The organism is Corallococcus sp. AB018, assembly GCF_003986945.1.
Lineage (GTDB): Bacteria > Myxococcota > Myxococcia > Myxococcales > Myxococcaceae > Corallococcus > Corallococcus exiguus.
The window spans coordinates 1-427 of the sequence record NZ_RAWR01000562.1 but is presented as its reverse complement, the minus strand read 5'-3'; the positions used below and the strand labels follow the sequence as shown (position 1 = coordinate 427).

Below are 427 nucleotides of genomic sequence, written 5' to 3'. Positions count from 1 at the left end.
GTCTTCGCGTCCGGAAAGCTCACGACGCCCCGGTCCGGCGCCAGCCACTCCACCAGCCCCGAGTCGTCCTCGAAGGCGAAGCCCGTGGTGTCCTTCACCTTCGCGCCCCGGTGGAGGATGACCTGGAAGATGCCCTTGGGGGCCAGGCGGAAGGTGACGCGGTCGTCGCCCGAGTGCACGAAGCTGGGGGCCTTCCACTTGATGCGCTCGGTGATGCTGGCGTCGGAGGCCAGGATGGCGGCCCGCACGGCCTCCACCTGCGCCTTGAGCGGGTGGACCAGCTCCGCCATGAACTGGTCCACCTCCATGCTCCGGTTCGCCATGGCGCGGCCCCTCAGTCGATTCCGTCCTGCCGCAGGAGGGGCTCTTCGTAGTCCAGGACATCCCGGGAGGCCATGTCCATGAGGTAGCGCTGGACGGCCGGGAG

At 69.1% G+C, this 427-nt stretch carries 1 protein-coding gene; it reads right to left on the bottom strand.

Annotated elements, in window-relative coordinates:
* Positions 1 to 323: DUF1801 domain-containing protein (locus tag D7Y11_RS42980; protein ID WP_233607605.1), on the bottom strand; the 323-nt coding region annotated here is incomplete at its 3' end.
* Positions 324 to 427 lie beyond the last annotated feature (104 nt).